The sequence below is a fragment of the Sphingomonas plantiphila genome (assembly GCF_046000505.1).
GTDB lineage: Bacteria > Pseudomonadota > Alphaproteobacteria > Sphingomonadales > Sphingomonadaceae > Sphingomonas > Sphingomonas plantiphila.
Map to the genome: position 1 here is coordinate 524,422 of NZ_JBELQC010000002.1, position 21,528 is coordinate 545,949.

Annotated in this window: 16 protein-coding genes and 2 tRNA genes; 8 read left to right on the forward strand and 10 right to left on the reverse strand. The window is 66.1% G+C overall.

What is annotated here, in order from left to right; genetic code table 11:
- Nucleotides 1-5 precede the first annotated feature (5 nt).
- Entirely contained in the window at nt 6-1,415 is a 1,410-nt protein-coding gene (locus ABS767_RS14810) for an MFS transporter (RefSeq protein ID WP_408079693.1), read from the forward strand.
- Here the strand turns inward: ABS767_RS14810 and ABS767_RS14815 are convergent.
- From ABS767_RS14815 to ABS767_RS14830, 4 genes are all read right to left on the reverse strand, one after another.
- The gene (locus ABS767_RS14815) at nt 1,412-4,201 is read right to left on the reverse strand and encodes a valine--tRNA ligase (protein ID WP_408079695.1); all 2,790 of its coding nucleotides are present in this window, start codon (nt 4,199-4,201) and stop codon (nt 1,412-1,414) included. The genes ABS767_RS14810 and ABS767_RS14815 overlap by 4 nt on opposite strands.
- A gap of 48 nt (nt 4,202-4,249) precedes the next feature.
- The gene (locus ABS767_RS14820) at nt 4,250-4,756 is read right to left on the reverse strand and encodes a DUF2497 domain-containing protein (RefSeq protein WP_408079697.1); all 507 of its coding nucleotides are present in this window, start codon (nt 4,754-4,756) and stop codon (nt 4,250-4,252) included.
- An 86-nt stretch (nt 4,757-4,842) separates the two neighbouring features.
- The gene (locus ABS767_RS14825; protein WP_408079699.1) at nt 4,843-6,360 is read right to left on the reverse strand and encodes a TolC family outer membrane protein; all 1,518 of its coding nucleotides are present in this window, start codon (nt 6,358-6,360) and stop codon (nt 4,843-4,845) included.
- 14 nt (nt 6,361-6,374) lie between these two features.
- Nucleotides 6,375-7,034, reverse strand: coding sequence for a protein-L-isoaspartate O-methyltransferase family protein (locus tag ABS767_RS14830; RefSeq protein ID WP_408079701.1), 660 nt, complete (start codon nt 7,032-7,034; stop codon nt 6,375-6,377).
- 181 nt (nt 7,035-7,215) lie between these two features.
- Here ABS767_RS14830 and ABS767_RS14835 point away from each other — a divergent pair.
- A tRNA-Cys gene (locus tag ABS767_RS14835) sits at nt 7,216-7,289 on the forward strand.
- Nucleotides 7,290-7,336: 47 nt separating this feature from the next.
- Here ABS767_RS14835 and putA read toward each other — a convergent pair.
- Nucleotides 7,337-10,936, reverse strand: a complete 3,600-nt coding sequence (gene putA, locus ABS767_RS14840; RefSeq protein ID WP_408079703.1) for a trifunctional transcriptional regulator/proline dehydrogenase/L-glutamate gamma-semialdehyde dehydrogenase — start codon at nt 10,934-10,936, stop codon at nt 7,337-7,339.
- 94 nt (nt 10,937-11,030) lie between these two features.
- Here putA and ABS767_RS14845 point away from each other — a divergent pair, with 94 nt between their 5' ends.
- Nucleotides 11,031-11,504 carry an Lrp/AsnC family transcriptional regulator gene (locus ABS767_RS14845; RefSeq protein ID WP_408079705.1) on the forward strand — a complete coding sequence of 158 codons (474 nt, stop codon included), beginning with the start codon at nt 11,031-11,033 and terminating at the stop codon, nt 11,502-11,504.
- Between the two features lie 27 nt (nt 11,505-11,531).
- Here ABS767_RS14845 and ABS767_RS14850 read toward each other — a convergent pair.
- The 4 genes from ABS767_RS14850 to ABS767_RS14865 form a co-directional block, all read right to left on the reverse strand.
- Nucleotides 11,532-11,608 (reverse strand) — tRNA-Met (locus tag ABS767_RS14850).
- A gap of 69 nt (nt 11,609-11,677) precedes the next feature.
- Nucleotides 11,678-12,208, reverse strand: coding sequence for a 2'-5' RNA ligase family protein (locus ABS767_RS14855; protein WP_408079707.1), 531 nt, complete (start codon nt 12,206-12,208; stop codon nt 11,678-11,680).
- Nucleotides 12,205-14,136, reverse strand: coding sequence for a potassium transporter Kup (locus ABS767_RS14860; protein ID WP_408079709.1), 1,932 nt, complete (start codon nt 14,134-14,136; stop codon nt 12,205-12,207). Before ABS767_RS14860 ends, ABS767_RS14855 begins: the two co-directional genes overlap by 4 nt.
- 181 nt (nt 14,137-14,317) lie before the next feature.
- Entirely contained in the window at nt 14,318-14,791 is a 474-nt protein-coding gene (locus tag ABS767_RS14865; RefSeq protein WP_408079711.1) for an Lrp/AsnC family transcriptional regulator, read from the reverse strand.
- Between the two features lie 136 nt (nt 14,792-14,927).
- Here ABS767_RS14865 and ald point away from each other — a divergent pair, with 136 nt between their 5' ends.
- Complete coding sequence (gene ald, locus ABS767_RS14870; RefSeq protein ID WP_408079713.1) at nt 14,928-16,034, forward strand: alanine dehydrogenase; 1,107 nt, start codon at nt 14,928-14,930, stop codon at nt 16,032-16,034.
- 60 nt (nt 16,035-16,094) lie between these two features.
- On the opposite strand, the gene ABS767_RS14875 is transcribed toward ald, so the two are convergent.
- A complete protein-coding gene (locus ABS767_RS14875) occupies nt 16,095-16,505 on the reverse strand; it encodes a hypothetical protein (protein ID WP_408079715.1) in 411 nt (136 codons plus the stop codon).
- A 331-nt stretch (nt 16,506-16,836) separates the two neighbouring features.
- On the opposite strand from ABS767_RS14875, the gene rpsA reads away from it, so the two are divergent.
- From rpsA to ABS767_RS14895, 4 genes are all read left to right on the forward strand, one after another.
- Nucleotides 16,837-18,546: a 30S ribosomal protein S1 gene (rpsA, locus tag ABS767_RS14880; RefSeq protein WP_408079717.1), complete on the forward strand. Its 1,710-nt coding sequence runs from the start codon at nt 16,837-16,839 to the stop codon at nt 18,544-18,546.
- Between the two features lie 197 nt (nt 18,547-18,743).
- Nucleotides 18,744-19,022 carry an integration host factor subunit beta gene (gene ihfB / locus ABS767_RS14885; RefSeq protein WP_408079719.1) on the forward strand — a complete coding sequence of 93 codons (279 nt, stop codon included), beginning with the start codon at nt 18,744-18,746 and terminating at the stop codon, nt 19,020-19,022.
- 203 nt (nt 19,023-19,225) lie between these two features.
- Nucleotides 19,226-20,446, forward strand: a complete 1,221-nt coding sequence (locus tag ABS767_RS14890; protein ID WP_408079721.1) for a tyrosine-type recombinase/integrase — start codon at nt 19,226-19,228, stop codon at nt 20,444-20,446.
- Nucleotides 20,447-21,004: 558 nt separating this feature from the next.
- The gene (locus ABS767_RS14895) at nt 21,005-21,454 is read left to right on the forward strand and encodes a hypothetical protein (protein WP_408079723.1); all 450 of its coding nucleotides are present in this window, start codon (nt 21,005-21,007) and stop codon (nt 21,452-21,454) included.
- Nucleotides 21,455-21,528 lie beyond the last annotated feature (74 nt).

Sequence of the window (21,528 nt, forward strand, 5' to 3'; positions counted from 1 at the left end):
ACGCGATGCTGGGTCCCCACCGACTGCCCGGCGATAGCCCCGCCCCGGCGGCGCAATCCGGCGCCACGTCCGCGACGCGATGGGTGCTGCCGGCGACGGTGCTGGGATCCTCCATGGGGTTTATCGACGGATCGGTGGTGAATGTCGCGCTGCCGGCGATCCAGTCGAGCTTCGGTGCCGGACTGGCCGCGGTGCAGTGGGTGGTCACCGGCTATATGCTGATGCTCGGCGCGTTGATCCTGATCGGCGGGGCGATGAGCGACCGGCTGGGGCGGCGGCGCGTGTTCATTTGGGGGCTGACGGGTTTCGCGCTCGCCTCGCTCGGGTGCGCGGTCGCGCCGAACGAAGCGCTGCTGATCGTCGCGCGGATCGTGCAGGGCGCGGCCGCCGCGCTGCTCACCCCCGCCAGCCTCGCGATCATCAGCGGCGCCTATACCGGCGAGGCGCGCGGCGCGGCGATCGGCACCTGGGCGGCGGCGGGCGCGATCACTACTGCGCTCGGCCCGCCGCTCGGCGGATGGCTGGTCGATATTGCCGGCTGGCGCGCGATCTTCCTCATCAACCTCCCGATCGCCGCGGTCGCGCTTTTGCTGGCACGCGGCCTGCCCGCCGACCGCGAGCGCAACGGCGACGCTCCGATCGACTGGGCCGGCGCTGCGCTCGCCGTCGCTGCGCTGGGCGCGCTCAGCTACGGATTGATCGCGTTCGGCAACGGCGCGCACGCGACCGGCGGCATCGCCCTGCTCGGCGCGATTCCCCTGGTCGCCCTGCTGCTGTGGGTCGAACGGCGGGCGGCGGCGCCGATGATGCCGCTCGGCCTGTTCGCCAGCCGCGCCTTTTCCGGCGCCAACCTGCTGACCGTGCTGCTCTATGCCGGGCTGTCGGCGGGGCTCTTCGTGCTACCCTTCGCGCTGATCCGCGAGTTGGGGTTCAGCGCGACTGCGGCCGGCGCGGGGTTCCTGCCCTTTTCGATCGTGATGGGCGCGGGTTCGACGCTGGCGGGGAAGCTTGGCCAGCGGATCGGCGCGCGCACCATGCTGATTGCCGGGCCTGCCGTGACCGCCTGCGGCTTCGCGCTGCTCGCCTGGTCGAGCGGGATGGCTAGCTATTGGACCGGCTATCTGCCCGGCCTGTTGGTGGTCGCGCTCGGCATGACCATCACGGTCGCGCCGCTCACCACCACCGTGTTCGACGCCGTGCCCGACGAGGCCGACGGCACCGCGAGCGGGATCAACAATGCGGCGGCGCGCGTCGGCGGTCTGCTCGCGGTGGCGGCGCTCGGCATCGCCTTCGGCGCGGACGCTGAAGGCAATGTGGCGAACGGCTACCGGCTGGTGATGGCGGCCGCTGCCATGCTGGCGATTGCGAGCGCGATCGTCGCCGCGCTCACCATCCCGCGCAGAGCCGCGCCTTAGCCCAGCCGGCCCAGCGCCGCCTGCAGCCGTGCCGCTTCGGCCGATTTCTCGGCGTGGTCGGCGCGCGCCTTCTCCACCGCTTCGGGCTTGGCCTTTTCGGCGAAGGCCGGGTTCGAGAGGCGGTTGTTGAGGCTGTCGCGCTCCTTCTCCGCCGCCGCGATCGCCTTGGTCAGGCGCGCGCGTTCGGCGTCGAGGTCGATCACGCCTTCGAGCGGAAGAACGAACGTCGCCTCGTCCACCACGATCTGTAGCGCGCCGCCCGCAGGAGCCTCGCCTTCCGCGCGATCGACGCGGGCGAGACGACCGAGCGCCGCGTTCTGGCGCACAAGCCGCTCCAGCGTCTCGGCATGCGCGTCGCGGACGTGCAGCGCGAGCCGCGCGCCCGGCGGCACGTTGAGCTCGGTCCGCGCGGCGCGCAGCTCGCTCACCAGCCGGATCAGCCAGTCGATCTCCTGCGCCGCCTCGGGATCGAGCGCGCGGGCGTCGGCCATCGGCCATTTCGCGGTGATGATCGGATAGTCGGGCCGCTCGCCCATCTTCGACCACAGCTCTTCGGTGATGAAGGGCATGAACGGGTGGAGCATGACCAGGATCTGGTCGAGAACCCAGCCCGCGACGGCGCGGGTTTCATCGGCACCCTCGGCGCCTTCGGTCTGCAGCACCGGCTTGATCAGCTCGAGATACCAGTCGCAGAAGCGGCTCCAGGTGAACTGGTAGATCGTGTTGGCCGCGCCGTCGAAGCGATGGTCGGCAAAGGCGAGGTCCATCGCCTGCACCGTCGAAACCGTCTCTGCGATGATCCATTTGTTGACCGCGAGCGTGGCGGCGGGCGGCTCGACATGTTCGCTCGCGCGGATGCCGTTCGACTGAGCGAACCGCGCCGCATTCCAGAGCTTGGTCGCGAAGTTGCGATAGCCCTCGACGCGCTTCTCATCCATCTTCACGTCGCGGCCCTGGCTCTCCATCGCCGCCATGAAGAAGCGCAGCGCATCGGCGCCGTATTTATCGATCAGGATCAGCGGGTCGACGACATTGCCCTTGGACTTGGACATTTTCTGCCCATCGGCCGCGCGGACAAGTCCGTGGAGATACAAGGTCTTGAACGGCACGTCTTTCATGAAGTGCAAGCCCTGCATCATCATCCGCGCATCCCAGAAGAACAGGATGTCGAACCCGGAAATCAGCACGTCGTTCGGGTAGCGACCGCCCAGCGTGGGATCGCTCGCATCGGGCCAGCCCATTGTCGCGAAGGGCCAGAGCGCGGAGGAGAACCAGGTGTCGAGCACGTCCTCGTCACGCTTGAGCGCAACGCCCTGCCCCGCCTGCGCCTGTGCCTCTTCCTCGGTCTCGGCGACGAAGATGCGACCATCCTCGGCATACCAGGCCGGGATGCGGTGGCCCCACCAAAGCTGTCGGCTGACGCACCATGGCTGGATGTTCTCCATCCAGTTGAAATAGGTCTTTTCCCACGACTTCGGCACGACCTTGGTCGCGCCCGAGCGCACCGCCTCGATCGCCGGCTTCGCCAGCGTCGCGGCGTCGACATACCATTGATCGGTCAGCATCGGCTCGATCACCACGCCGCCGCGGTCGCCGAACGGCTGCATGATCTGCTTGTCCTCGACCATGATCATCAGGCCGTCGGCATCGATGTCCGCGACGACGCGCTTGCGCGCTTCATAGCGGTCCAGCCCGCGATAGGCGTCGGGGACGAGGTTGAGTGCGTCGACCTCGGCGCCGGTCCACGCGGCACCCTCCGCGATCTCCTGCGCACGCGCCGCCGTCACGGCATAGGGGTCGCCGTCGGCGCGCATCGCGGCATTCTCGTCCATCAGACGATACATCGGGATGCCGTTGCGCTGCGCGACGCCATAATCGTTTTCGTCGTGCGCGCCGGTGATCTTGACCGCGCCGGATCCAAACTCGGGATCGGGATACTCGTCGGTGATGATTGGGATCAGGCGGCGCAGCGCCTTGGGGCCGACCGGGATCTCGCACAATTTGCCGACGATCGGGCGGTAGCGCTCGTCGTCAGGGTGCACCGCGACCGCGCCGTCGCCCAGCATCGTCTCGGGCCGGGTCGTCGCGATCGCGATATAGTCGCGCTCTTCTTCCAGCACGATCGTGCCGTCGGCATCGCGCTCGACATAGGTGTAGGTTTCCCCGCCCGCGAGCGGGTATTTGAAGTGCCACATATGGCCCTGCACCGGGCGCGATTCGACTTCGAGGTCCGAGATCGCGGTCTTGAGCTTGGGGTCCCAGTTCACCAGCCGCTTGTCGCGATAGATCAGCCCCTGCCGGTGCAGATCGACGAACACCTTGAGCACGGCCTTCGAAAAGCCCTCGTCCATGGTGAAGCGCTCGTTCGACCAGTCCATCGAGCAGCCGAGGCGACGAAGCTGGCGCGTGATCGTGCCGCCGCTTTCTTCCTTCCACTTCCACACGAGGTCGATGAAGTCCTCGCGCGAATAGTTGGTGCGCTTGTCCTGCCGCTCGGCGAGCTGGCGCTCGACCACCATCTGCGTCGCGATGCCGGCATGGTCGGTCCCGACGACCCAGCGCGCGTCCATGCCCTTGAGCCGCGCATGGCGGACGAGAATGTCCTGCAGCGTGTTATCGAGCGCATGGCCGATATGCAGCGAGCCGGTGACGTTGGGCGGCGGGTTGACGATCGTCCAGGGCTGCGCGCCCGGACGCTCGGGCCGGAACAGGCCGCTGGCTTCCCAGTACGCGTACCAGCGCTGCTCGATATCGGCGGGGTCGAAGGTCTTCGGAAGTTCGCTCATGCCCTGCCCTCTAACGGGCCGAACACGTTAGGCAAGTCGGACGCAGGCTCAGTCGCGCCCGCCGGCGATCCGGGAAATTTCGCGCTGGACCATTTCCTCGACCATGCGGGGGAGGTTCGCATCCAGCCATTCGCGCAGCATCGGGCGGATCATCTCGCGCACCATGCCCTCCAGCGTGTCGCTACCCTGGACGTCGGGCTTTACCACCAGCCGCGACAGCGCCTCGAGCCGGCCGCGCGTCGCTTCGGCGGTGGTGGGCGACAGGATCGATTCGGCGGTCACCGGCTGTGGCGCGGCGGCCGGCTCCGGTTCGATGTCGCGCAGGTCGACACGCGGCGTTTCGCGCGGCGCGCGGCGCGGTTCAGGCTGTGCAGCTTCACTGGGCACGGGCTCACGCAGTTCGAGGATCTCATCGTCATCGACGGGAGCGGGCTGCGTAGGCCGAGCCGGACGGCGCGGACGGCTCGCGACCGCAGCATCGCCCTCTTCGGCGATGATGCGTTTGATGGACGACAGGATGTCCTCCATCGACGGCTCGTTGCTTACGTCCCCCATTCGTCATCCCTATCAGACCAAGGCGGTGTTAACCAGGAATCGGCGAGCCCGCCACCTGTGGGAATTACAATGGGTCTGTCAACCGTTCAGCGCGGCTGCGGATCGATCGGCCCGGAAACAACCGGGGTCTGCGCGGGGGTATCCACCGTCCGCGTAGCCTCAGCCTCGGGCTTCGCATCGTCGCGCCAGTCGGAAAGGCTACCGCGAACGCGATTGTAGTTTGCGACCGGATCGTAGAGCGGCCCCCCGTCCAGTCCCAGATCCTCAGCCTCCGCGCGGCCCATCGCGGCGAGCACGGCAAAGCCGGCGACATAGGCGTCGCGCTCCGCCGTCACCAGCTGCACCTGGCTGTTGAGCAGTTCCTGCTCGGCATTCAGGATATCGAGGATCGTGCGGGTGCCGACGCTGTTCTCGGCACGAACGCCTTCCAGGCTCAGCCGGTTGGCGTCCACCGCGATCCGGCTGCTTTCGATGACACGCAGCGCCGACTGGTACACGGCATAGGCGGAACGCGCCTGCGCGATCACCCCGCGCTCGGCCGCGGTGACCTGCTCGATTGCCGCCGATTCGCGTGCCTGTGCCTGGCGAACCTGTGCGGCCGGGCGGCCGCCCTGGAACAGCGGCAGGCTGAGGCTGACGCCTGCGGAAGTCGCAAAGCCGTCATTGCGGATTCCGGCGGCCTGGCCCGGGCCCGGGATCGACCCGAAGCGGTTATAGTAATCGCCGCCGACCCCGACACTCACTGTCGGCAGGCGGGCGGCGCGCGCCACGCGTACGTCATAGCCGCTCGCTTCGCGCGCCTTGCGCGTGCCTTCGAGAAACGGGTTCTCCTCCAGCGCCGTGGCGACGGCCTGGTCGGGATTGGCGGGCAGGCCGACCAGCGGTGGCGGCGAGGCCAGTTCGCCGGGCGCGGTGCCGACGACCCGGATATAATTCTCGCGGCTGGAAATCAGCCGCGACTCCGCGCCGCGCAACTGGCTCTGCGCCAGTGCGAGCCGCGCCTCGGACTGGGCGACGTCGGTACGGGTCAGGTCGCCCACCTCGAACCGGTCGCGCGTCGCCTGGAGGTTGACGTCGAGCGCGCGGACATTCTGCTGGTTCAGGCGAACCGTCGCCTCGTCGCGCAGCACGTCGAGATAGACCGACACGACATCGGTGAAGAGCTGTGATTCGACGCTGCGCAGCCCCGCCCGACCGGCTTCGACCCGCGTTTCGGCGGCGCGCACCGAATTGCGCACCGAGCCGCCCGAGAAGACCGGGACACTCAGGTTGACGCCGACTGTCCCCTGGCGCGGCGGCGAAACGCCGCTGTCGTCGGTGTCGTAGAGATTCTCGTTATAGCTGCTGGTCGTCGACACGCCGGGCAGCCCGCGGGAGCGCGCGATCGGCACGTTCTCGTCCGTCGCGCGCAGATTGGCGCGTTCGGCGGTCAGGTCCGGATTGGTGCGATACGCCTTGACCATCGCTTCGCGCAGCGTCTCGGTCGGTTGCGCGGCTGGCGCGATTCCGACCGGCGCCGGAGCGGCCGGCGGAGTCGTCTGGGCCAGCGCGGGCAACGTCAGACCGGCTGCACTCACGCCGGCAAGGATCAGGCTCAATCGCATCAGATTCTCTTTCTTCAGAACTGAAAGCCGCGCGGCTTGTCGAAGCCGGGCAAGGGCGCACATTCGACGTCCGCAAAACTGGTCAGGCCAAAACCACCCTCGGTCCGCACGCCCGTGGCAAGGCGGGTAACGCCGCGATCGATGACGCCGGTGACGACATGCCCGCCGATGCGCACCTGTTCGACCAGCGCCGTCGGAATCTGTTCCACCGCGCCGTCGATCAGCAGCACGTCATAGGGCGCGTTCGCGGCGGCTCCGGCGGCGAGCGGCCCCTCGACCGTCTCAACGACGCCGTCGAGGGCGGATCGCGCGGTGGTGGCGAGCGCCGCGTCCTCCTCTACCGCCGTGACGACCGCGCCCAGCCTGGCCGCGACCGCAGCCGCATAGCCGCCTGCGGCGCCGACGATCAGCACCTTGTCGCCCGGTGCGATCTTCGCCTCGGTCAGCAGCAGGCCGGTGGCGAGCGGCGGGTTCTGCATCCGCCCATTGCCGAGCGGGAGCGCGCGGTCGCGATAGGCCAGCGCGCGCTGCGATTCGGGCAGGAATGCTTCGCGCTCGACCTGTGCCATCGCCGCGACCACGCGCGCGTCGCTGACGCCGCTGGTACGCAGCTGGCTCACCACCATCGCGGCGCGGGCGGCCTCATGGCCATGGGTTTCGGCGGTTGCGTTCATCATCACTCCAGCCCTTGTTCGCACAACTGTTTTAGTCATGCAATACACTTGTTCGCTCGCGCGCTTGTATCTTGTGCAGCGCGCCACGCCAAGCAAGGTCGCCACGCAATTTTACGGGGTCCGCTCGATATGGCGGTTGACATGGCGATGCGCCCCGCGCACATCGCGCCCTCGCTCCCGAGGCCCGATGGCGGAGTGGTTACGCAGAGGACTGCAAATCCTTGCACGCCGGTTCGATTCCGGCTCGGGCCTCCAGAGTCTTTTCGGTCGCTGGGCGCGAACGGCGCCGGCCTCGCATCAGATTACGCCATCGCCATCAAGCTGGCGTTGCCGCCCGCTGCGGTGGTGTTGATCGAGGTCGAGACCTCCTCGACCAGCCAGTCGAGCCGGGGCGTTCCGGCCTGAACCAGGACGATCGGTCCGGGCAGTGCTGCGATGTCGGCCAGCGCCTGCAGCCGCGTCGCTTCGTCACCGCCCAGCAGCGCGCCCGCGAACGGTCCCGCGCTGCGCCAGTCGTACGGGAACTCTATCCGGGCCCAGACGCGGTCAGACACGCCCTTCAGCGCGCGACAGAAATTGCCGTTCGCTACGACCGCGTGATTGCCGGTGGCAAGGACGGCGGCGAATTGGTCGAGCAGTTCGTGGCCGTTGCGCGGGAACAGCAGGATCCGGCCGCGCGGGTGAATGCCGTAGAGATTGGCTTCGCCCACCGGACCCGGAAGCTCGACCTGCGCGCCGAGCAGCGACGCCTCGCCCGCCTCGCGCGCGACAGCGTCCTTCTCGCCGAGCCACAGCGCGAAGTCGCGCAGTGCCGGATCAGCGGTCGCGGATTCGATGCCTGGCGGCACCGTCGGTGCCTTGACCAGACGGCTGAGGTACAGCGGCCCGCCCGCCTTGGGCCCGGTGCCCGAGAGCCCGCGCCCGCCGAACGGCTGCACCCCCACGATCGCGCCGATGATGTTGCGATTGATGTAGAGATTCCCTGCCTCGACGCGCTGCGTGACATGCTCGACCGTCTCGTCGAGCCGGGTATGCAGCCCGAAAGTGAGGCCGTAACCGGTCGCGTTGATTGCATCGATCACCCGGTCGAGGTCGCGGCGGCGGTAGCGCATGACGTGCAGCACCGGGCCGAACACCTCGCGTTCGATGTCGGCAATCGCGTCGATCTCGACGATCGTCGGCGGGACGAAGGTCCCCTGCCCGGTTTCGCCGGCGAGATCGATCTGCTCGACCGCACGCCCCATGCCGCGCATCCGCTCGACATGCTTGAGGATGGTGGCCTGCGCCTCGGCGGTGATGACGGGGCCGATATCGGTAGCGAGCGTGTCGGTGCGGCCGATCGACAATTGGTGGAGCGCACCCTTCAGCATCACCAGGATCCGGTCGGCGACGTCCTCCTGCAGGCACAACACGCGCAGCGCCGAACAGCGCTGGCCGGCGCTGTCGAACGCCGAGGCGATCACGTCGGCCACCACCTGCTCGGCCAGCGCGGAGCTGTCGACGATCATCGCATTCTGACCGCCGGTCTCGGCGACGAAGGGGATCGGCGAGCCGTCATCCGCCAGGCGGCCGGCAAGCTGCTTCTGGATGATCCGGGCAACCTCAGTCGATCCGGTGAACATCACCCCCTGCGTGCCCGGCGCCGCGACCAGCGCCGCGCCGATGCGCCCGTCGCCGGGAACCAACTGGAGGACGTTCGCGGGAATGCCTGCCGCGTGCAGGATCGCGACGCCCTGCGCGGCGATCAGCGGCGTTTCTTCCGCGGGCTTGGCGAGCACCGGGTTGCCAGTGACGAGCGCGGCGGACACCTGCCCGATGAAGATCGCGAGCGGAAAATTCCACGGGCTGATGCAGGTGACCGGGCCGAGCGGCGTGTGTGCCGCACCGAGCGTGGCGCGCGCCTGCTGCGCATAATAGCGCAGGAAATCGATCGCCTCGCGCACCTCGGCGATGGCGTTGGGCGCGGACTTGCCCGCCTCACGCATGACGAGACCCATCAGCGTCTGCATCTGCACCTGCATCAGGTCCGCCGCACGGTCGAGGCAGGCGGCGCGGTCGGTCACCGGGACGGCAGCCCATTCTGCCGCAGCGGCCGCAGCGGTCACGACTGCGCGCGATGCCGCCTCTTCGCTGGCTTCGATAACCGTACCGACGATGTCGAGCGCGTCCGCCGGGTTGGCCACCGGGCGTGCCTTGCCCTGCCCGTCCGCCGGCTGTGCGACCCAGCCAATCTCGGCGCTCTCGCGCAGCTTTTCGCCCAATTCGGCCAGCACCGTCTCGTCCGACAGGTCGATGCCGGCCGAGTTCGGTCGCTCGCCATACAGGTCGCGGGGCAGCGCGATGATCGGATGCTTCGACCCGGGCGCGTCCATTGCCGTCACGGTTTCGACCGGATCGGCGACCAGTTCGGCGATCGACACTTCGGGATTGGCGATGCGGTTGACGAAGGAGGAGTTGGCGCCGTTTTCGAGCAGACGGCGGACGAGATAGGCGAGCAGCGTCTTGTGCGTGCCGACGGGCGCATAGATGCGGCACGGGCGGTTGAGCTTCGACGCCCCGACGACCTCGTCGTACAGCGGTTCGCCCATGCCGTGCAGGCACTGAAACTCGTAGTCGCCGATCGTGAAATCCGGCCCGGCGAGATGGTAGATCGTCGCCAGCGACTGGGCATTGTGCGTCGCGAATTGCGGGAAGACGTGGCGCTTGGCCGCGAGCAGCTTCTTCGCGCAGGCGATATAGGCGACGTCGGTGTGGACCTTTCGGGTGTAGACCGGGAAGTCGGGCAACCCGTCGACCTGCGCGCGCTTGATCTCGGCGTCCCAATAGGCGCCCTTGACCAGCCGCACCATGATCCGCCGCCCGGCGCGCTGGGCAAGGTCGATAATCCAGTCGATCACAAACGGGCAGCGTTTGCCATATGCCTGCACCACAAAGCCGAGCCCGTCCCAGCCCGTCAGGTCGGGATCGAGCGCAAGGCTCTCGAGCAGGTCGAGCGACAGTTCGAGCCGTTCGGCCTCTTCGGCGTCGATATTGAAGCCGATGTCGTAGGATTTGGCGAGCACCGCCAGCGCCTTCACGCGCGGCAGCAACTCGTTCATCACCCGCGCGGCCTGGGCGCGGGCATAGCGCGGATGCAGCGCCGACAGCTTGATCGAGATGCCCGGCCCGCCGACCACACCCCGGCCCGCCGACGCCGTGCCGATCGCCTTCACCGCATTCTCATAGTCGCGATAATAGCGGTCGGCGTCGGCCATCGTCGTCGCCGCCTCGCCCAGCATGTCGTAGCTATACTGGAAGCCGCGCGCCTCGAGCGGGCGCGCGCGCTTCAAAGCCTCGCCGATCGTCTCGCCGGTGACGAACTGCTCCCCCATCATCCGCATCGCCATGTCGACGCCGCGGCGGATCACCGGCTCACCGGCGCGCGCGATCAGGCGGGTCAGTGCGGCGGCAAGGCCGGCGTCGTTGACGCTCCCGGTCAGTTTGCCGGTCACCACCAACCCCCAGGTCGCGGCGTTGACGAACAGCGAGCGGCCGTCGCCGATATGCGCCTTCCAGTCGCCTTCGGAAATCTTGTCGCGGATCAGCGCGTCGCGCGTCGCCGCGTCGGGGATGCGTAGCAGCGCTTCGGCGAGGCACATCAGCGCGACGCCCTCCTGGCTCGACAGCGCATATTCCTGCACCAGCCCCTCGACTCCGCTGCCTTTGTGCTTGGCGCGCAGCGCAGCGATCAGACCGGTCGCGGTCGCCCTGGCGGCTTCCCGCGTACCGGCGGGAAGCGTCGCCGCCTCGATCAGCGGTGCGAGGCAGTCGGGCTCGGGCCGGCGATAGGCGGCGGTGATCGCGGCGCGCAGCGGCGTGGCGGGACGGATCGGCGGGGCGAAGTCGGCGAAGGGCTTGGTCATTGCGGCACGATATCAAAGCTCGCAAAGGCAGATGGACTTTTCAGCTGCCCCATGCTTTGCATTTCGCCTTCATTTGGATGGAATGGCAGGACAGATGCGCGTTCATACGCTCGATCACAGCGATCTCGATCCGTTCGATCGCAAGATCATCGAGGTCTTGCGCGTCGATGGCCGTATCTCGATCACCGATCTCGCCGCGCGCGTCGGGCTGTCCAAGACCCCCTGCCAAGTGCGGGTGAAACGGCTGGTGGCGAGCGGCGTGATCCGCGGCTTTCGCGCGATCGTCGATCCGGCACGGCTAGGACTCGACCATATCGCCTTTGCCGAAGTGAAGCTCTCCGACACGAGGGAGGAAGCGCTGGAGGCGTTCCGCGTCGCGGTGCTGCGCATCCCGGAAGTCGAGGAATGCCACATGATCGCCAGCAGCTTCGACTATCTGCTCAAGGTGCGGACGGCGGACATCCGCCGCTATCGCGAAGTGCTGGGCGAGCGCATCTCCAGCCTGCCGCATGTCGCGAGCACGTCGACCTTCGTGGCGATGGAGACGATCCGCGATGCGGGAGGATAGTGGCCGCGACGCTGGCCGATAGGTGGATGGTAGCGGAGGAGGGACTTGAACCCCCGACCCCAGGATTATGATTCCCGTGCTCTAACCAACTGAGCTACTCCGCCCTACCAAGGCGGCCCGCAGCCATCCGGCGCGAGCGAGAGCGGCGCACATAGGCAGGGTTTTCGGGACGGTCAAGCGAACATGTGCCGCGAAATCGCTTCCCACGGTCCGCCGCGATAATACCACGTCGCCAGACCGGCGATCTCGACCTCACGCGGCTGAAACTCCTTCGACAGCGCGGACAGCAACAGCTTCGCGATCGACGGCTGGACCTTGTTCTGGATCGTCACATGCGGGCGCCAGCCGCCCGCGTCCTGCGGCGTGAGCAGCCCGGCAAACGCTTCGCACAGATCGCGCCGGATCGCCGTCAGCGCCGGCGATTCGATCCGCACCGCGACGCCCCGACCGAGCGACATCAGCCCGGCCGCGCGTGCCACCGGAGCCCGCACCCCGCGCGTCGCGCCGTTGAGGCGATGTTTGAGCTCATCCAGTGCCGAGGGCGGAAGATGGTGGAACAGCGTGAGATGCGCCGAGAGCACGTTGCGTTCGGGCGGAAAATGCGCCCGGCGCAGCGCGTCGAACTCGGCCTGATCGCTGCGCCCGAACAAGGCCGAGACGATAATCGGCGCCGGAGCCCCGCCCCCGACGCGATCGGAGATCAAATCTCGACCTGGCTGCCGAGCTCGACGACGCGGTTGGTGGGCAGGCGGAAGAATTCCATCGCCCCTTCCGCGTTGCGCAGCATCCAGGCGAACAGTTTCTCTCGCCAGATATGCATCCCGGGATGGTCGGAGGGCAGCAGCGTCTGGCGGGAGAGGAAGAAGCTGGTGTCCATCATGTTGAACTTGCCGCCGCACGCGCCGCACATGGCGAGCGCGGCCGGCACGTCGGCCTCCTGCATGAAGCCGTAATAGACCTTCATCCGATGGAAGCCTTCGCCCAGATCGTCCAGGGTCACGCGCTCCGCCTCCGACACAAAAGGCTGGTCGGCGATCTTGACGGTCAGCAGCACCACCCGTTCGTGCAGCACCTTGTTGTGCTTGAGGTTGTGGAGCAGCGCATGGGGCACGCCTTCCGGCGTCGACGTCATGAATACCGCCGTCCCCGGCACGCGGGTGGCCGAATTGGCGGCGGACTGGATGAAGACCTGGATCGGCATCGCGCTCTCGCGCATCCGCGCCACCATCAGCCCCCGCCCCTTGGCCCAGGTCGTCAGCATCGTGAAGATGATCACACCCACCATCAGCGGGAACCAGCCGCCATAGGGCACCTTGGTCAGGTTCGCCGCGAAATAGGCGAGGTCGACCACGAAGAACAGCGCGAGCAGCGGGATCGCGTAGCGCTTCTTCCACTTCCACAGGGTGAACAGCACCACCGCGATCAGGCAGTTGTCGATCAGCATCGCCCCGGTCACCGCGATGCCATAGGCGGCGGTGAGGTTGGACGAGGTGCGGAAGGTGAGCACCAGCAGGATGATCGCGATCATCAGCGCCCAGTTGACGAGCGGGATGTAGATCTGCCCCGCGGTCGCCGCACTGGTATGGGTGATGCGCAGCCGCGGGATGAAGCCGAGCTGGATGCCCTGCTGCGTGACCGAGAAGGCGCCGGTGATCACCGCCTGCGACGCGATGATTGCCGCCATCGTCGCGATGCCGACCAGCGGCAGGCGCAACCATTCCGGGGCGAGCAGATAGAAGGGGCTGGCGATCGCGCCGTCGTCGCGCATCAGCAGCGCGCCCTGTCCCATGTAGTTGAGCATCAGTGCCGGCAGCACGAACCACAGCCACGAGATGCGGATCGGGCGGCGCCCGAAATGCCCCATATCGGCGTACAGTGCCTCCGCGCCCGTCACCGCGAGCACGACCGAGCCCAGCGCGAGGAACGCCGCCAGACCGTCGATCAGGAAGAAGTGGATCGCATAGGTCGGCAGCAGCGCCCACAGCACCTCGGGCGTCTGGACGACGCTGATCGTGCCCAGCGTCGCGATCGTCGCGAAATAGCCGAGCATGATCGGGCCGAACATGGCGCCGACGCGCGCGGTGCCCGTGCGCTGGATCGAAAACAGCCCGACCAGGATCGCCACCGCGACCGGCAGGATCCAGTTGGTAAAGGTGGGAGCCGCGACCGCGATGCCCTCCACTGCCGACAGCACCGACACGGCCGGCGTGATCATCGAATCACCGTAGAAGAGCGCGGTCGCAAATACGCCGAGGATGACGATGCCCGCGGTCCATTTCCGCTTCTTGCCGCTCGACCGGTTGATCAGCGCCAGCAGGGCGAGGCTGCCCCCCTCGCCCTTGTTGTCGGCGCGCATGATGACGCTGACATATTTCAGCGTCACCACCACCATCATCGACCAGAACATCAGGCTGATCACGCCCATGATATGTTCCTGATCGAGCGCGAGCGGGTGGTGGCCCGCAAAGGTCTCCTTGAACGCGTAGAGCGGGCTGGTGCCGATATCGCCGAACACGATTCCGATCGCGCCGACCGCAAGCTTCCACAGCGCGGCCTCGCGGCCATGCGGATGATGCTGGTCGACGGGGGTCGAGTCGGTCGCCGGCTCGGGGCTTCCGTTGGGCTCGCTCACGGGAGAGACTTGAATGCCGTGGCGAGGGAGCGAGGGGTCATGCGACCATTGCCTGTCCGTTGAAAGAACGCGGGCCGTTAGCACGTGCAACATGGGGTAGCAACGGGTCGCGCGGAACGGCGCCGACCCCGTGGCGGCGCATACGCCTATCGCGAAGGACCGTAGCCGCTGAACTCCGCAGCTATGCGGTCACTGCGAAGAGCGCATCCGCCTCGCTGCGGGTCGGCACCGAACGCAGGACGAAGCTGGAGTTGATCTTCACCACCCCGGGCAGCCGACCGAGATGCTCACGGTGAAGCCGCTCATAATCGTCGAGGTCGCGACACAAGATCTTGAGGCGATAATCCTGCCCGCCCGACACCAGCGCGCATTCGACGATGCCGTCGATCGCCGAGACCGCGCGCTCGAACTTTTCCAGATCCTCTTCGATCTGGGTGCCCAGCGTGATGTCGACCAGCGCGGTGACGTGGAAGCCGAGCCGACGATGGCCGAAGCGCGCACCATAGCCCTGGATCCGCCCCGACGCCTCCAATGCCTGGATCCGGCGCGTACAGGCGGATTGCGAGAGCCCGACATCGCCTGCGATCTGGCTGACCGGCGCGCGCGAATCGGACGCGAGCGCGCGAAGGATATTGGTGTCGATCTGGTCGATCACGCATGAAACTCCATGAAAGTGCGGATTGTTTCCGATATTCATGCACGGTAGGCGCTTGGAACGAAAGTCTTTGCAGGGATTTTCTGGACGGGTTCGCGATATTCTGAAGCGATATCATCAGGTCCGGAGAGAGACGATGCGCGTCGGAGTCCCCAAGGAAATCAAGAATCACGAATATCGCGTCGGCCTGACCCCTCCGCTGGTCGCCGAACTCACCGCCGCAGGGCATGAGGTCGTCATCGAGACCCGTGCGGGCACGGGCATCGATTTCGAGGATTCCGACTATACCGATGCCGGCGCGCGCATCGTGGCGACCGCCGCCGAGGTGTTTGCGCACAGCGACATGATCGTGAAGGTGAAGGAGCCGCAGGCGCAGGAAATCGCGCTGCTCGAACCGCGCCACACGCTGTTCACCTATCTCCACCTCGCCCCCGATCCCGAACAGGCCAAGGGCCTGATGGAGTCCGGCGCGACCTGCATCGCCTATGAGACCGTGACGGCGAACGATCGCTCGCTCCCGCTGCTCAAGCCGATGAGCGAGGTTGCCGGCCGCATGTCGGTGCAGGTCGGCGCGCACTATCTGGAAAAGGAACAAGGCGGCCGCGGCGTGCTGCTGGGCGGCGTTCCGGGTGTGGCGCCGGCGCGCGTCGCGATCCTGGGTGGCGGCGTATCGGGGATCAACGCGGCGCAGATGGCCACCGGGCTGCGCGCGGACGTGACGATCTACGACATCAACAATACCCGCCTCGCCGAACTGGACATGCATTTCGGCAGCCAGATCAAGACCGCCTATGCGAGCAAGGCGGCGGTCGCGGCGGCTGTGCGCAACGCGCATCTGGTGATCGGCGCGGTGCTGGTCCCCGGTGCGGCGGCGCCCAAGCTGGTCACGCGCGAAATGCTGGGCACGATGAAGCGCGGCAGTGTGCTGGTCGACATCGCGATCGATCAGGGCGGCTGTTTCGAGACGAGCCGCCCGACCACGCACGAGGACCCGGTCTACGAGATCGACGGCGTGATCCATTACTGCGTCGCGAACATGCCGGGCGCGGTCGCACGCACCAGCACCTTCGCGCTCAACAACGCGACGCTCCCGTTCGTGATGCGGCTGGCGAATCTGGGCGCGGAGAAGGCGATGGCGGCCGATCCGCACCTCGCCAACGGTCTCAACGTCTATCAGGGCAAGATCACGCACGAGGCAGTGGCCACGGCGCTGGACCTGCCCTTCACTGCCTGGAAGCCCTGAGCCCCCCGCCCGCCGTCCCCATCCCCCCATTCCCCGGGGGCGGCGGGCACCCCGCACGTCTCAGTCGGTCGCCATCAGCCAGGTTTCGGCGGCGTTGGGCGATACGAAGATGTTCTGGCAGTCGATCAGGGTGCGGCGCAGCTGCATCTTGAGCAGGCTGGTCTCGACGATCAGCGCCACGCGATCACCGCTGCGATAGAGGCGCAGATTGCCCTCACGCATCCGGTCGGCCGCTTCCTGGGTTCGCACCGGGGCATTGCGCAGGTCGGACAACACCCGGATCCGGCCGAACCGTGCCCGGGTTTCCTGAACGATCCGCTCGAGGACATCGAGATAGCGCCCGACCTGGTCGGCATGCTGCATTCCGACGGCACTGATCCGCAGGACGCCCGACTCCTCGTCGCGCGCAATGTCGTACTGGCCCGGTACCGCCGCCAGCGACCGCCAGCTCCGCCCGTCTTCGATCCACATGGCCATCCCTCTCCGCGAAGCTATTTGCCAGACAAATACCGTCAGCCCGGTAAATAATCCGTGATGGCGGCGCCGCCTGCGGAATTCCTTGTCATTCGTGCAGTGTGGCGCTATGGCGCGCCCGTTCTGCGAGCCGGTGCTCGTGGAGGGAGGCGCGGGGCGTTTATGCCCACGCGCCATTTTCGCTTTTCATCGCGAGAGCGTCTCCCCTCCCTTTCACCTGCCTGCAAAACGCCGCGACCGGCATTCGGCCGCCGCGGCATTTCGGCCAAAAAAGACCGCTGGATCCAACCAGCCGGCCGGAAAAACGATAGTTAGGACTGAACCCTTTATGGCCTCTACGGCAAACCCCACGCGCGACGATTTCGCCGCGCTTCTCGACCAGACGCTCGGCGGCGCAGAAAGCTTTGAAGGCCGCGTCGTCATCGGCACCGTCACCGGCATCGAGAACGATCTCGCCATCATCGACGTTGGCCTCAAGAGCGAAGGCCGCGTGCCGCTGCGCGAGTTCGCAGCCCCCGGCCAGCCCGCCGAACTGAAGGTCGGCGACGAAGTCCAGGTCTATGTCGACCGCGTCGAGAACGCGAACGGCGAAGCGATGCTCAGCCGCGACCGCGCCCGCCGCGAAGCCGCATGGGACACGCTGGAACTCGAGTTCAGCCAGAACAACCGCGTCGAAGGCGTGATCTTCGGCCGCGTCAAGGGCGGCTTCACCGTCGACCTGAGCGGCGCCGTGGCGTTCCTGCCCGGCTCGCAGGTCGATATCCGTCCGGTCCGCGACGTGCAGCCGCTGATGGACCTGCCGCAGCCGTTCCAGATCCTCAAGATGGACCGCAAGCGCGGCAACATCGTCGTGTCGCGCCGCGCGGTTCTGGAAGAGAACCGCGCCGAGCAGCGTTCGGGCCTGATCCAGAGCCTGGCCGAGGGTCAGGTGATCGACGGCGTCGTCAAGAACATCACCGACTACGGTGCGTTCGTCGATCTCGGCGGCATCGACGGCCTGCTGCACGTCACCGACCTCAGCTACAAGCGTGTCAACCACCCGTCGGAGATGCTGAACATCGGCGACACGGTGAAGGTGCAGATCATCCGCATCAACCGCGACACGCAGCGCATCTCGCTCGGCATGAAGCAGCTCGAGAGCGATCCGTGGGATGGCGCGGGCAGCAAGTATCCGGTCGGCGCCAAGCTGTCGGGCCGCGTGACCAACATCACCGAATATGGTGCGTTCGTCGAACTGGAGCCGGGCATCGAAGGCCTGGTCCACGTTTCGGAAATGAGCTGGACCAAGAAGAACGTCCATCCGGGCAAGATCGTGTCGACCTCGCAGGAAGTCGACGTCATGGTCCTGGAAGTCGATCAGGAAAAGCGCCGCATCTCGCTCGGCCTCAAGCAGGCGCAGCAGAATCCGTGGGAAGCCTTTGCGGCTGCCCATCCGGTCGGCACCGAGGTCGAAGGCGAAGTCAAGAACGCCACCGAGTTCGGCCTGTTCATCGGCCTGGACAACGACGTCGACGGCATGGTCCACATGTCCGACATCGCCTGGGGCATCTCGGGCGAGGACGCGCTGGCGCTGCATCGCAAGGGTGAGACGGTCAAGGCCGTCGTGCTGGCAGTCGAGCCGGACAAGGAGCGCATCAGCCTGGGCATGAAGCAGCTCGAGCGCGGCGGCGTGCCGAGCCCGGCAGCCGGCGGCGCGGCACGCGTCAACAAGAACGAGATCGTCACGGTCACCGTTCTCGAAGTGCGCGATGCGGGCCTCGAAGTGCAGGTCGGCGACGATGGCGCGACCGGCTTCATCAAGCGCACCGACCTTGGTCGCGACCGCGACGAGCAGCGCCCCGAGCGCTACCAGGTCGGCCAGAAGTTCGACGCGATGGTCACCGGCCTCGATCGTTCGAAGAAGCCGACCTTCTCGATCAAGGCGATGCAGATCGCCGAAGAGAAGCAGGCGGTTGCACAGTACGGTTCGTCCGATTCGGGCGCGTCGCTGGGCGACATTCTGGGCGAAGCGCTCAAGGCGCGCGAAGACAAGAAGTGATCTGCAGCGGGGCGGGCGATTTTTCTCGCCCGCCCCGCTCAATCATTTCAACGGGTTCGGCTCGATGCCTTCGAACCCGCGATGGATCGGGGAAGATTCCGTTGAAGTCCCCCTCCCACTCCGCCTAACTCCTCCTATAGTGAATACCGCTGATTGCGCGGGGCGTCGTCCCGCGAGCGGAAAACCGGGGATGGCACATGATCCGTTCGGAACTCGTACAGATGCTGGCGTCGGACAATCCCGAGCTGTCGGCGCGTGAGATCGAGCGCATCGTCGATACCTTCTTCGAAGAGATTATCGAGCGGCTGGTCGCCAACGGTCGCGTCGAATTGCGCGGCTTTGGCGCTTTTTCGACGCGCGCTCGGGATGCGCGCACCGGTCGCAACCCGCGGACCGGGGAAGCGGTCGACGTGGAAGCGAAGCGCGTCCCCTATTTCAAGCCCGGCAAGGAAATGCGCCTGCGCCTCAACGTGTGAGCGCCGCGCGTCGTGCCAAATCGGCTTGGCACCCCGCATCACCCCCGATAGATGCGCAGTGCGCGCGGGCGTGGCGGAATGGTAGACGCAACGGACTTAAAAGCCACCATTTTCCTTGATTTTTCCCAGTTTTCTGCCATTTTTAGACCATGAGGCGCTAGCACACAGCTAGCGCATTTTAGCGCAGTGTGAGGGCGCTACCCATGGCAGAAGCAGTCCATTCGATCCTTGGCGGAAAGGTGCAGCTCTACCGCCGTCCCAACAGCAACTACTGGCAATGCCGCGCCAGCGTCGGCGGCAGCCAGCATCGGCACAGCACCAAGCAGAGCAGTTTGGCTTTAGCGAAGGACGTTGCGGAGGATTGGTTTCTAACCCTCAGGGGCAAGGCAAATCGTGGCGAGCTGAAAGCGGGTAAGACATTCGGATACTCCGCTGAGCGGTTCATGGCAGAGTTCAAGGTACTCACACAGGGCCATCGCAGCCCGCTCTATGTCCAGCGGCATGAGGAGCGGCTGAGGCTCCACCTCCTTCCCTTCTTCGGCAACAAGGTTCTTTCCGAGATCACATCTGGAATAGTTCAGGACTACCGAATCGATCGGATGACTCGCGGCGGCTTCGACAAGGGCAAGCACGGCGAGCGAATCGATCCCGCGATTCGCGAACGTAATGGAAAGCCGCCATCCCGCAGCTCCCTGCACCAAGAGATGGTCGTTCTTCGACAGGTGCTAAAATTCGCCCGGCGTCATGGCTGGATCGAGTTGATGCCGGACCTTTCAGACCCCTACCGCGCGCCGAGCAAGATTTCGCACCGCGCCTGGTTCTCGCCTTCCGAATACAAGGAACTCTATACCGCCACGGGCGAGCGGGCCAAAAACCCCAAGAAGGAGCGCTGGCGAACGGCCTGCGAGGATCTGCACGACTATGTGCTGTTTATGGCCAACACCGGCCTTCGCCCCGACGAAGCGAAGCGCTTGGAGGTGCGAGACGTGCAGATCGTCGTGGACGGCCCCAATAATGAGCGCATCCTGCATATCGCCGTGCGCGGCAAACGCGGCACCGGCTGGGCCAAGTCCATGCCCGGAGCCGTCCACCCGTTCACGCGCATGAGAAAACGGCACAAGCTGGAAGCCGAAGACCTCATCTTTCCCAAAATTCAGAAAGAGCTGTTCAACAGCATCCTGAACGAACTGGGGATGAAGAAGGATCGCGAGGGAACCCCTCGCACAACCTACAGCCTTAGGCACACCTATATCTCGATGCGGCTGCTTGAAGGCGCGGACATCTACCAGATCGCCAAAAACTGCCGCACCAGCGTCGAGATGATCGAGAAGTACTACGCCTCGCACATCAAGGATATGATCGACGCAGAGTCGGTCAACGTCCGCAAAGCCAAAAAGCGCAGGGACGCTGAAAAACCGGCCTAACCTGCGGACAGATCGAACATCGTCCTTGGCGAGGATTCGTCGCCCCGATATAGTCCGGCCCGGCAATGCGGGCGTGGCGGAATGGTAGACGCAACGGACTTAGGCCAATGACTTGAGTGCTCGGGGGGAAACCCTCGATGCAGAACTGCTCAAATTCGGGGAACCCTTTAACATGGCGATCCCGAGCCAAGCCCGGCAACGGGAAGGTGTAGAGACTAGACGGGCAGCACCTAATCCTTCCCCGGAAGGCACGGTGAAGGGATAGTCCAGACCACAAACGCTCGCCCAGCGAGCGGCGGCGAAAGCCGTAGCTGGTAAGAAAATCCGTCGGCCGTATGGCCGTGGGGGTTCGAGTCCCCCCGCCCGCACCAGCCACCAAGTGAACACGACTGACGGAAGGGCCGCGCATGGCGGGAACCCGCTTGCGCCCTTGCGAAATGCGCACGGTACCGTGGCGCATGGTGGTCAACAGGATGCCGAACGGCTCCGACCATCGCCTCAAATAGACTTGCCCTCTTTCAGAACATATAACGAACGGGACAAAGCCCGAGGAACGACATGCCCCTATCCGATACCTACCGCCGGGACCTGGACCGCCTGCGTGACCGCGAACACGCATTGCGTAAGGAGATGGATCGGTACGAATCCGCCGCCGCAAAGGCCGACGAGGAATACCGTCGCCATCTTGCGTCCGCGCAGCGCGCTTCATCAGCCAGCACCGCCAAAACCTATCTCAATTCGGCCGAACGCGCTCGCAAAAAAGCCTTGGGTGAAGCCGCTAAGGCAACCGCTGTCAGCAAGAAGCTTGCCGACAATTCACGAGACCAGACCAATAAGCGGCGGCAGCTTGAGGGCGCGCTGAAAAGCGAGCAGCAGGCCGCCGACCGGGAAACAGAAAAGCGGCGGCGCATGGAGAAAGATCACGCGAGGGAAGTCGCACGCCTGGCGACCCCCACCGTGCATTATGTCCATATCAAGCCAGCGGAGCCGGAGAAGCTGCGCGTTTGACGTGCGCCCCTGATTGTTACCAGTCAGAGGTAGAGTTCGGCTCCTTCATGATGGTTGGTTGAGGGGATGGCAAC

Coding starts and splice junctions, on each gene's coding strand:
- ABS767_RS14875 (WP_408079715.1), bottom strand. CDS start 16,505: ATGTGGATCGAAGACGGGCGGAGCTGGCGGTCGCTGGCGGCGGTACCG.
- rpsA (WP_408079717.1), top strand. CDS start 16,837: ATGGCCTCTACGGCAAACCCCACGCGCGACGATTTCGCCGCGCTTCTC.
- ABS767_RS14810 (WP_408079693.1), top strand. CDS start 6: ATGCTGGGTCCCCACCGACTGCCCGGCGATAGCCCCGCCCCGGCGGCG.
- ABS767_RS14820 (WP_408079697.1), bottom strand. CDS start 4,756: ATGGGGGACGTAAGCAACGAGCCGTCGATGGAGGACATCCTGTCGTCC.
- ABS767_RS14895 (WP_408079723.1), top strand. CDS start 21,005: ATGCCCCTATCCGATACCTACCGCCGGGACCTGGACCGCCTGCGTGAC.
- ABS767_RS14830 (WP_408079701.1), bottom strand. CDS start 7,034: ATGAACGCAACCGCCGAAACCCATGGCCATGAGGCCGCCCGCGCCGCG.
- ABS767_RS14825 (WP_408079699.1), bottom strand. CDS start 6,360: ATGCGATTGAGCCTGATCCTTGCCGGCGTGAGTGCAGCCGGTCTGACG.
- putA (WP_408079703.1), bottom strand. CDS start 10,936: ATGACCAAGCCCTTCGCCGACTTCGCCCCGCCGATCCGTCCCGCCACG.
- ABS767_RS14815 (WP_408079695.1), bottom strand. CDS start 4,201: ATGAGCGAACTTCCGAAGACCTTCGACCCCGCCGATATCGAGCAGCGC.
- ihfB (WP_408079719.1), top strand. CDS start 18,744: ATGATCCGTTCGGAACTCGTACAGATGCTGGCGTCGGACAATCCCGAG.
- ABS767_RS14890 (WP_408079721.1), top strand. CDS start 19,226: ATGGCAGAAGCAGTCCATTCGATCCTTGGCGGAAAGGTGCAGCTCTAC.
- ald (WP_408079713.1), top strand. CDS start 14,928: ATGCGCGTCGGAGTCCCCAAGGAAATCAAGAATCACGAATATCGCGTC.
- ABS767_RS14845 (WP_408079705.1), top strand. CDS start 11,031: ATGCGCGTTCATACGCTCGATCACAGCGATCTCGATCCGTTCGATCGC.